The 10,178-nt window shown below is 32.9% G+C and carries 7 protein-coding genes; 3 read left to right on the top strand and 4 right to left on the bottom strand.

Going from position 1 to position 10,178, the window contains the following annotated elements:
* Positions 1-93: 93 nt before the first annotated feature.
* The 3 genes from AC9UFV_RS08640 to lysS are packed head-to-tail and all read right to left on the bottom strand — an operon-like array spanning position 94 to position 4,581.
* Positions 94-1,347, bottom strand: coding sequence for a hypothetical protein (locus AC9UFV_RS08640; protein ID WP_509574874.1), 1,254 nt, complete (start codon positions 1,345-1,347; stop codon positions 94-96).
* Between the two features lie 3 nt (positions 1,348-1,350).
* Positions 1,351-2,862 (bottom strand): hypothetical protein, encoded by a 1,512-nt coding sequence (locus tag AC9UFV_RS08635; protein ID WP_509574872.1) that lies wholly within the window; start codon positions 2,860-2,862, stop codon positions 1,351-1,353.
* 9 nt (positions 2,863-2,871) lie between these two features.
* The gene (gene lysS, locus AC9UFV_RS08630; RefSeq protein WP_509574870.1) at positions 2,872-4,581 is read right to left on the bottom strand and encodes a lysine--tRNA ligase; all 1,710 of its coding nucleotides are present in this window, start codon (positions 4,579-4,581) and stop codon (positions 2,872-2,874) included.
* Positions 4,582-4,707: 126 nt separating this feature from the next.
* Between lysS and lipB the strand changes: the two genes are divergently transcribed.
* A complete protein-coding gene (lipB, locus tag AC9UFV_RS08625) occupies positions 4,708-5,415 on the top strand; it encodes a lipoyl(octanoyl) transferase LipB (protein ID WP_509574876.1) in 708 nt (235 codons plus the stop codon).
* Between the two features lie 606 nt (positions 5,416-6,021).
* Here lipB and rnhB read toward each other — a convergent pair.
* On the bottom strand, positions 6,022-6,669 hold the full coding sequence (gene rnhB, locus AC9UFV_RS08620) for a ribonuclease HII (RefSeq protein WP_509574868.1): 648 nt from the start codon (positions 6,667-6,669) through the stop codon (positions 6,022-6,024).
* 200 nt (positions 6,670-6,869) lie between these two features.
* Here rnhB and AC9UFV_RS08615 point away from each other — a divergent pair, with 200 nt between their 5' ends.
* A complete protein-coding gene (locus AC9UFV_RS08615; RefSeq protein WP_509574866.1) occupies positions 6,870-9,926 on the top strand; it encodes a SusC/RagA family TonB-linked outer membrane protein in 3,057 nt (1,018 codons plus the stop codon).
* A gap of 11 nt (positions 9,927-9,937) precedes the next feature.
* Positions 9,938-10,178, top strand: a 241-nt coding sequence (locus tag AC9UFV_RS08610; protein WP_509574864.1) for a hypothetical protein, incomplete at its 3' end; no start/stop codon positions are given.

Below are 10,178 nucleotides of genomic sequence, written 5' to 3'. Positions count from 1 at the left end.
CATTTTTTTTTCATTTTTGTAAAGTATCAATGCTTAAGATATTGCTTTTTAGAATTAATTTAACACTTTATGAAGTTATAGTAAAATGAAATTCTATTTACCTTCAAATCTTAACTTTAATTCAGCGGCCATTTTTTCGTGTGTATCTACAAATTTTTTGTCGTCATAACTCAACCTTAAAGTTTTGAATTCGGTTAAATATTTAGTTGCTTTTTCAAATTCATTTGTAATTATACTTGCAAAAATAATATTTCTCAACATCGCAATTCCCACTTTTTCATCAATTCTTGCTTTACTGTCGTCATAATTAACTTCGGTTAGTATTTTTTCCCAAATAGCAATTGCACTGGCAAGATCTTTTACAGCATCTTCTTGATGTTCGGTATAATTTTTATATCCTGAAACTGCAAAATCTCTGGCTTTTTCAACGTCGTCATATTCTCCTTTTCTGTTTTTCACAGTATATACATTTGCATATCGAGTTACCTTAACATAACCATATTGATCGTTCAAATATTGATTAATTCTTGCCATAATTGACTCAATTTCTTGTCTTTCGATATACAGTCGAGTTGGCTTAGAACTTGTTGCTTTAGATTGAAATTCGCTTGTTCCTTGAAAAATCCCTGACGACAAACTTTTACCATCAATACTTATTTGAAGCATCGTAGGATGTCTGAATTTTGTTACAAATTGAGTTTGTTTTGTATAAAATTTCTCTTTTGTTTGTGGATTGTAATTTTCAACATTTACCAACGAAGCTACAGGCTCTACATATTCAAATCCTTTGAAATCAATTTTAATTTGTAGTCCATCATTTCCATCACCAAATCCACTTAATTTAATGTAATTTTTAGCTAATGTTTCAGGATTATAAATAATTACATCCCCCACATTTATTGATTCTAGTCTTGGAACTGGAGGATCATAATAAACTGGTTTCGGAGGATATTGCAATACTGGTTTTTTATCGATTAATGCCAATCTTTCTAATGTTGACATTTTATTGAACTGTTCTGATTCTAATTTATATCGTTCTTTAGCTTCTTCAACTTTAATGTTATGGTTTACCAAATCTACTTCATTGAACTTTTTCTTAGCTTCAGCAACTACATTTGGATAGTTTTTCAAATCCTCTTGGTATTTGTCCTCAGCAATTTTTCTAAAAGTGCTATCGTCTTTTAAATAGGGTGTTGTAACAGTTACTACATAATTTTTTATGTTTGCTGGCAACGTTTTTTTAGGAAATAATGTTTGTGTAAATGATATACCTACAGTTTGAATGTTCTGAGCATTTATTGTGCTTAAAGCAAATGATAATGCGATTAATAAAATGTTCTTTTTCATAAATTAGAATGTTAAATAACCAAATTTCTCGTTACCTCCTGATTTTGCTCTAACAATGTATTTTCCGTCTTTAATTTTCACTAAAAATGTAGTGTCTAAATCGAAATTTTCTTCAAAACCATAATTGTATCTGTATTTTAGTTCTAAACCAGTTTCAGGAATTAATGTATTTGAAATTAAATTTCCACTTGCATCATAAGTGTCAAAAGCAGTAAAACGATCGTCCATTACAAAACGGTCAATTTTCGTTTTTTGAGTGTCATTGTAAAGGAGTATAAGTTGGTTATTATTCAATATTGGCAAATAAGAAAGATACGTTCCGTTATCATTAGTAGTGTTAGGTTCCTCGTATTTCAGCTCTTTTTTCCATTCTAATTTTCCTGTTTCATTATCTAATTTTCCGAATACAAATGCGGTATTTGAATAGAAATTATCTTTTTCAAAATTATAGGATCCTGCTCCAGGAATTGGTGGTTTGTTTTTTTGCAATAAAAACATTTTATCTGCAAAAAGCCATGTTTTGATTCCATCGAATGTAAAGTCTTTCAAATTCAAGCCCGGAATTTCTCCTGTTTCATTCGCTTCAATATATTTTTTCTCGCCTTTTCCGTTAAATCGAGCAGCATAAATTCCGGCAGCTGGAAGTCCACCACCATACATTTGAACTCCTTTTGAACCAATTCTCGTGTACAATCCGTGTATGTAAAAATCGTCACCATCAAAGTGACCTTTAAATTGATAAATTTGAAAGTCATTATCAAACTTCAAGCTTGTTTCTTGCATGGCCGTTCCATTTCCATCCCAATAAAAAACAGTTTTGAAAGGTTTCATTTTTTGCAATTCAATTTCTTTTACCACAAATACAGTTCCTTGATTAGATACAAATATTTTTGGTTCGGATTGAGTTCTATTTAGATATTGCGATTCAAATGAAATTTCTCTAATTACCTTAAAGTCTTTATCGATAAGAGTTACGTTAACTTTTTCGTTTGTCTTTTTGTCAAAATTATATTGTTTAAATACAGCATAAAACATCTTATTTGGCGATTGAGAAATAAAATAGGATGAGTTTCTTGTTGGCATAGAAGTTATAAACTCCGGTTTTGACTTTTCACTTGTTTCCAAATTTACTCTCTGCCAGTACAACTCACGTTCTTTGGTTTTGGTATTAAATTCGTCCAAAAAAATGATGTTATTAGTGCCTTTTTCTTGAAACATTTCTAAATGTGTTTGCATAGCCAATCCCATTACAGGTTGTCCAATACTGAAATCACTTGTTTTTTCTTTGTTTAAATTAATTAAAGAATAGGAATTTGATAGTACAGTTCTATTAAAAATTTTATCATTGTAGATAGAATTAGTTTGATAAAATTTAGCGTCAACGATGTTACTAATTTTAGCATCAGTTTCTTTTAAAGATGGCGAAGCCGATCCCCAAGTGAAAGTTTGAGCGTTTGTATTTGAAATTGCTAAGCAAATATATGCTGACAATAAAATTTTTGTAGTTAGTTTCATGGTTTTATTTTAGTTAGTTAATTCTACTATTTTACTTTCTCCCACAAGGGAAACTTTTATTAATCCGTGTTTTGAAAGTCCTTTCATTGCGGCATCCCATTTTTTTCCGCTTAAATCTGATTTTACTTTTAAAACACCCAAATCCATTTTGTTGTCATTGGATTTTAAAAAGTCAATAATTAATTTTTCTTCGTCTAACAATTCAACTTGAACTTGTTTTTTCTCAGGACGCATTTGTGGGAAAAACAATACCTCTTGAATAGAAGAATTATTAGTCAAAAACATCATCAATCGATCCATTCCAATTCCTAAACCTGAAGTTGGTGGCATTCCGTATTCTAATGCACGAAGGAAATCTTCATCAATGAATTCGGTAGCTTCATCATCACCTTTTTCAGCCAATTTTAATTGGTGTTCAAAACGTTCTCTTTGGTCAATTGGGTCGTTTAATTCAGAATATGCGTTGGCTACTTCTTTACCGCAAATCATCAATTCAAAACGCTCTGTCAATTCAGGATTGTCTCGGTGTGCTTTACAAAGCGGCGACATTTCCTTTGGATAATCAGTAATAAATGTTGGCTGAATATAATTTCCTTCGCATTTAGCGCCAAAAATTTCATCAATCAATTTTCCTTTTCCCATTGTTGAGTCTACGTCAATTCCCATTCCTCTAGCAGCTTCAAATAATTCTGCTTCTGATTTTCCAGAAATATCAAAACCTGTAAAATGCTTGATAGAATCGGTCATTGTCACTCTTGCATAAGGCGCTTTAAAGTTTACTTTATGTTCTCCAAAAGTAACTTCCGAAGTCCCATTTACAGCAATAGCGCAGTGTTCCAATAAATTTTCGGTGAATTTCATCATCCAATTGTAGTCTTTGTAGGCCACATATATTTCCATGGCAGTGAATTCAGGATTGTGTGTTCTATCCATTCCTTCATTTCTGAAGTTTTTCGAAAACTCATAAACTCCTTCAAAACCTCCAACAATCAATCTTTTTAAATACAATTCATTTGCAATTCTCATATACAATGGAATATCTAATGAATTGTGGTGGGTAATAAACGGACGAGCTGCAGCACCACCAGGAATAGGTTGTAAAACTGGAGTTTCTACTTCTAAATAGCCTTGTTCATTAAAAAACGAACGCATTGCATTGAACAATTTTGTTCTTTTTACAAACGTTTCTTTCACATGGTCGTTTACTGTTAAATCCACATAACGACGTCGGTATCTTTGCTCCGGATCTGCAAAAGCATCGTGTGTTTTTCCGTCAGCATCGGTTTTTACAACAGGTAGTGGTTTTAGGGCTTTTGACAAAACGGTTAAACCATAAACGTGAATAGAAATTTCACCCACTTGGGTCTTAAAAACAGTTCCTTTAATTCCAATAAAGTCGCCAATGTCCAATAGCTTTTTGAAAACTACATTGTACATTGTTTTTTCTTCATCGTTAGAAATATCGTCTCTCGAAATGTAAATTTGAATTCGCCCTTCAGAATCCTTAAGTTCAGCAAATGAAGCCTTTCCCATAATTCTCTTTCCCATCAATCTACCTGCTAAAACGACTTCTTTACCTTCAAATTTATCGAAATTCGCTAAAATTTCATTTGATAAAGCTGTTGTAACAAATTCGTCAGCAGGATAAGGGTTTATTCCCAAATTGCGTAGTTCTTGAAGCGCTTCTCTACGAAGTATTTCTTGCTCGGATAATGCCATTGTGATCTGTTTTTAAGAATGCAAAGATAGTTAAATTTGAAAATGTGGCAATTTGAAAATTTGAAAATTAATTTGACAATCCTTTTAAAGTTTTTAAGTATTTAACTTTGTAACTTTGCATCACAAATAAAAACAATGAACAAAAAAATCCAATTTCAAGATCTAGGTTTGAAAGATTACAAAACCACTTGGGAGTTCCAAGAAAAATTGTTCAAGGGAATTGTTGACTTAAAAATCAAGAATAGGAGAGAGGAAACCGATTTGCAAACTCCAAATTATTTTTTGTTTGTGGAACATCCGCACGTTTATACGTTAGGAAAAAGCGGAGATTTAGAAAATTTGCTTTTGTCAGAAAAACAATTGGAAGCAAAAAGCGCAACATTCTATAAAATTAATCGCGGTGGTGATATTACCTATCATGGACCTGGACAAATTGTTGGTTATCCAATATTAGATTTGGATAATTTTTTTACCGATATTCATAAGTATTTGCGCTTTCTTGAAGAAATAATTATTTTGACTTTAGCCGACTATAATATAATAGGTACAAGAAGTGAAGGTGAAACAGGAGTTTGGTTGGGTGTTGGAACTCCATTTGCAAGAAAAATTTGTGCTTTAGGAGTTCGTGCTTCTCGTTGGGTTACGATGCACGGATTTGCATTAAATGTTAACGCCGATTTAGGTTACTTTGATAATATCATTCCTTGTGGAATTAAAGGAAAAGCGGTAACTTCTTTAAATGTAGAAATGGGGATAGAAAAAGTGGATGAACAGGAAGTGAAAGATAGAATTTTGAAACACTTCTCGAATTTATTTGAAAGTGAATTTATTTAACCACAAAAGGCACAAAGTTTTTTACAAAGTCCGCAAGGAAAATTATTTTAATTTTTGGTTAATCGTTTAATCGGTAATTCGTTTATTTGGAAATCCGTTTAATCTGTGTAAATCTGTGGCAAAAAATCTCTCCCCTTTCAACTTTATGTATTTCGTTTATTTTCTTTAACCGCAAAGTCCGCAAGGTTTTTCGCAAAGTCCGCAAGGAAAATTATTTTAATTTTTGGTTAATCGTTTAATCGGTAATTCGTTTATTTGGAAATCCGTTTAATCTGTGTAAATCTGTGGCGAAAAATCTCTCCCTTTTCAACTTTATGTATTTCGTTTATTTTCTTTAACCGCAAAGTCCGCAAAGTTTTTCGCAAAGTCCGCAAGGAAAATTATTTTAATTTTTGGTTAATCGTTTAATCGGTAATTCGTTTATTTGGAAATCCGTTTAATCTGTGTAAATCTGTGGCGAAAAATCTCTCCCCTTTCAACTTTATGTATTTCGTTTATTTTCTTTAACCGCAAAGTTTGCAAGGAAATATCATTTTGCTACGAATTACATAAATTAGTACAAATTTTAAAAGTACATTATCTTTTAGTCAATTATCTCTTCATCTATTATTTTTTATCTTCCAATAACCGAAACGTCATTCGATGGTATTTTGTTACTCCATATTTCAAAATCGCTGCTCGGTGTTCTTTTGTAGGGTAGCCCTTATTTTTTTTCCAATTGTACATAGGGAATTCTTCGTGAATTAAATCCATGTAATCATCACGATAGGTTTTTGCCAATACTGATGCAGCCGCAATACTCAAATATTTTGAATCCCCTTTTATAATTGATGTACTAGGAATCGATTTTATTATTTTTAGTTCTTCGGTGGTAAAAACTTTTCCTATTGTATTAGAATGGCTTCCTTTTGAAATTAATGGGCGGTTTCCATCTACTATAATATGTTGAGGAATTTTATTTAATTTTAATATAGTTTCTTGCATTGCTTTTAGAGAAGCGTTCAAAATATTTATTTCATCTATAATTAATGGTTCTATATGTGTGACCGAAAAGGATATCGCTTCACTCATTATTATAGGGCGCAAAGCAAATCTATTTTTTTCTGAAAGTAATTTTGAATCGGTAAGTAATTTATTTGAAAAATTTTCAGGGAGAATTACAGCAGCTGCAGTTACTGGTCCTGCAATACAACCCCGACCCGCTTCATCGGTTCCAGCCTCAATACAATTCTCTAAAAAATAGCGATTTAACATTAATTTAATATTGAATAATTCATTACAAAACTATAAAAATAGTTGGTTAATTCTTAATTAATTTCATAGGTAGATTATAATAATTCATACTATGGTATATTACTATAACAATTGTTAAAGTTTATTTTTTTTTAATAAAGTTTGGTAAATTAAGAAATTATTAAGAAGTTTGCTGAATAACTAATTCAAATAAAAATAATATGAGATCAAAGTTAAAATGGATTTTTACGCTACTAGTAGCGTTAACTATGCAGTTTTCTTTTGCACAAGAGAAAATTGTCACAGGTACTGTGTCTGATCAATCAGGTCCTCTACCAGGTGCTAATGTTGTTGTTCAAGGTACAAAAATCGGAACACAAACAGATGTTGATGGAAAATTTTCTATCAAAGCAAAAGCTGGAGACGTATTGGTTTTCTCTTTTGTTGGAATGACTGAAACCACTGCTAAAGTAGGTGCTTCAAACACTGTAAATGTAAAAATGCAGGATGGAGTAAAATTACAAGAAGTAGTAGTTTCTCAAGGTTACCGAAACGTTTCTAAGAAAACAGCGGTAACTGCGATTGCATCAGTTTCTTCTGAAACTATCGGAAACCGTCCAAACGCGAGTGCGATTAACACTATCCAAGGTCAATTGGCTGGGGTTAACATCTCTGCTAACACTGGACAACCTGGTGCTAAATCAACAGTTATCATTAGAGGGGTGGGGTCTATCTCAGGTAGTACTGATCCTTTATATGTAATTGATGGTTTCCCTTCTAACAGTGATAACTTTAGAAGTATTAACCCAAACGATATCGAATCTATCGCTGTATTAAAAGATGCTGCTGCAACTTCTGAATACGGAAATAGAGGTTCGAATGGTGTAATCGTTATTAAAACGAAACAAGCCAAATTTGGTGAGGCTAAAACTACGTTCAAGTATGATTCTCAATACGGAGCGGGTTACTTACAAACTCCAAAGTATGATTATGCAAATTCAAGACAATTATTGAAAATTGAGCAAAATTTAGGTACTGGTTTAGGAGGTACTTTAACTAACGCTCAAATTGATGCTTTTGCAATTGATACTGACTGGGTAAACTATTTCTTCCGTCCTTCAACTTCTGTTTCTCACAACTTAAGTATTGAAAACAGTGGAAAAAACATGAGCTCTTTCACTTCATTAGGTTATTTCCAACAAGATGGTATTCTTAGAACTACTGGATTAAACAGATTCACTTTAAGAAACAACATCACTGGAAAATCATCTAACGAAAAATTCAAGTATTCTGTTAACACTGCTTTTGGTTATTCAAAAAACAACGAAGCAACTAACTTAGGTACTGGAGCAATCAACAGAAACTACATTACTGGTGCATTTTTAGGTGCTCCTTACGTTTCTCCAGATGAGTACCAAGGTTCTCAATCTGCACTTGATTTTTACAACAACACGCCAGGTTTATTAGCAACTCCAATTATGTTGATGGATAAATTGGCTACTTATGATAACTTAACAGATGAGATTCGTGTGGATATCACTGGAGATCTTTCTTACAAAATCTCTAAAGATTTCACAATTAGAAACAGAGCTGGTGGTCAGTTAATCAGTAACCGATTCCACCAATCAGAAGGACCTAACTCTTTTAACGCATTATTATTCTCTTCAACTCCAGGAGTATCTTCTTTAGCGGGTGGTAACTTCAACGGTTTTGAGGATGTTAACCAAAGAAGAGAGTTTTACTTTACAAACTTATCTCAATTAGGATATTCAAAAGAAATTGGATTACATACATTCAATGCTTTTGCTAACTTTGAGTACAACCACTCTCGTTTGCATTCGAACAACTTAAGAAGAAATGGTTTGATCCCAGGGGTATGGGTTCCTAACACTGGAGCTGGATATGCTGCGGATACTGCTGCGAATGACTTTTATGTACCAAGTGCTTCAGTACTCCAATTAAGAAATGACTTAGTTTCTTACTTCGGATCTGTTGACTACGATTACAACAAAAAATACGGAATTTTAGCTTCTGTAAGAAGAGACGGTACTTCAAGATTCGTTGAAGAATACCAATGGGGTAACTTCTGGTCTGTAGGTGGTAGATGGAATTTGGACGAAGAAGCTTTCATGGACAAATTTACTTTCGTAAATTCATTGAAATTAAGAGGTTCTTACGGAACGGTAGGAAATCAAAGAATTGTTGCTGGTACTGTTTATGCAGGTATCAACCCTCCAGGGTTTGCTGATATCTATAGCGTTGCAAACAACGTTTATAACGGTGGTACAGGTTACTCAATTAGCTTTGGTTACCCAGCTTTAAGATGGGAAACTACAACACAATATAATATTGGTTCTGATTTCGAATTGAACAACTCTAGAATTAGAGGATCTTTCGATTACTATAGTAGAGCTACTTCTGATTTATTCTTAGATTCTCCAGTTACTCCAACTTCTGGTGTATCTTCAATCAACAGAAACTCTGAAGCTACTATTACAAACAAAGGTTTTGAATTGAATTTAACTTATGATTTAATCAAAACTAATGACATGACTTTAACATTAAGAGCTAATGGAGCTTACAATGATAATAAAGTAAGTAAAATTGAATCAAATAATGGTGTAATTGCTTCTGGTAACTACATTACACAAAATGGTGGTGCTATCAATGAGCCAAACGTATTCCATTATTTAGGAGTAAATCCTGCAACTGGTAACTTATTGTTCGAAGCTGCTGATGGAACTGCTACAGAAACTCCTGTTGCTGCTGATAGAAAACCAGTTGGTCTTAACAACGTTCCTGTTTATTCTGGAGGTTTTGGATTCGACTTTAACTACAAAGGTTTCTTCGCTTCAACTTTATTTACTTATGCATTTGATGTAGTGAGATTTGACTTTGATTTAGATGGATTATATGATGTAGGAAGTATTGGTCAATTTGTGGTTGGTGCAGACATGTTAAATGCTTGGACTCCAACAAATACAAACACTAATGTTCCTTCATTATCTGCTACTAACTTAGGTGCTGGAGATTCTTCTGACCGTTTCTTAAGAGATGCTTCTTTTGTTCGTCTTAGAAACGTTCAAGTTGGTTACAACGTACCAAAGAAATACTTAAGCGGAACTTTTATCACTGATATGTCTTTCACACTTCAAGGTGAAAACTTGTATAACTTTACAAACTGGCAAGGTTTTGATCCAGAAAGTGATAGAAATGCTGATCAATATCAATATCCAACTCCGAAATTATACACTTTTGGATTACAAGTTAAATTTTAATTAGACAAATTATGAAAAAAATATATGGATTATTGTTGTTGTCGTTCGCACTTTTAGTTTCTTGCGACAACCAATTAGAGCCTTTTACTCCAGGTTCATTAACGGAGGAGGTTGCTATTACTAAAAGTTCCGATCTTACAAGATTGATGAACTCAGGTATGAACATAATGACCAATAGAGCTGAGTACGTATTCAGTTCTGTATTCACTGATGAAGCTGCAATGGGTTTCAACAATGGTGGTCAAGGAATTA

The organism is Flavobacterium sp. (assembly GCF_044349645.1).
Lineage (GTDB): Bacteria > Bacteroidota > Bacteroidia > Flavobacteriales > Flavobacteriaceae > Flavobacterium.
The sequence above is the reverse complement of the archived record's forward strand: the minus strand, read 5'-3'. Positions and strand labels throughout refer to the sequence as shown.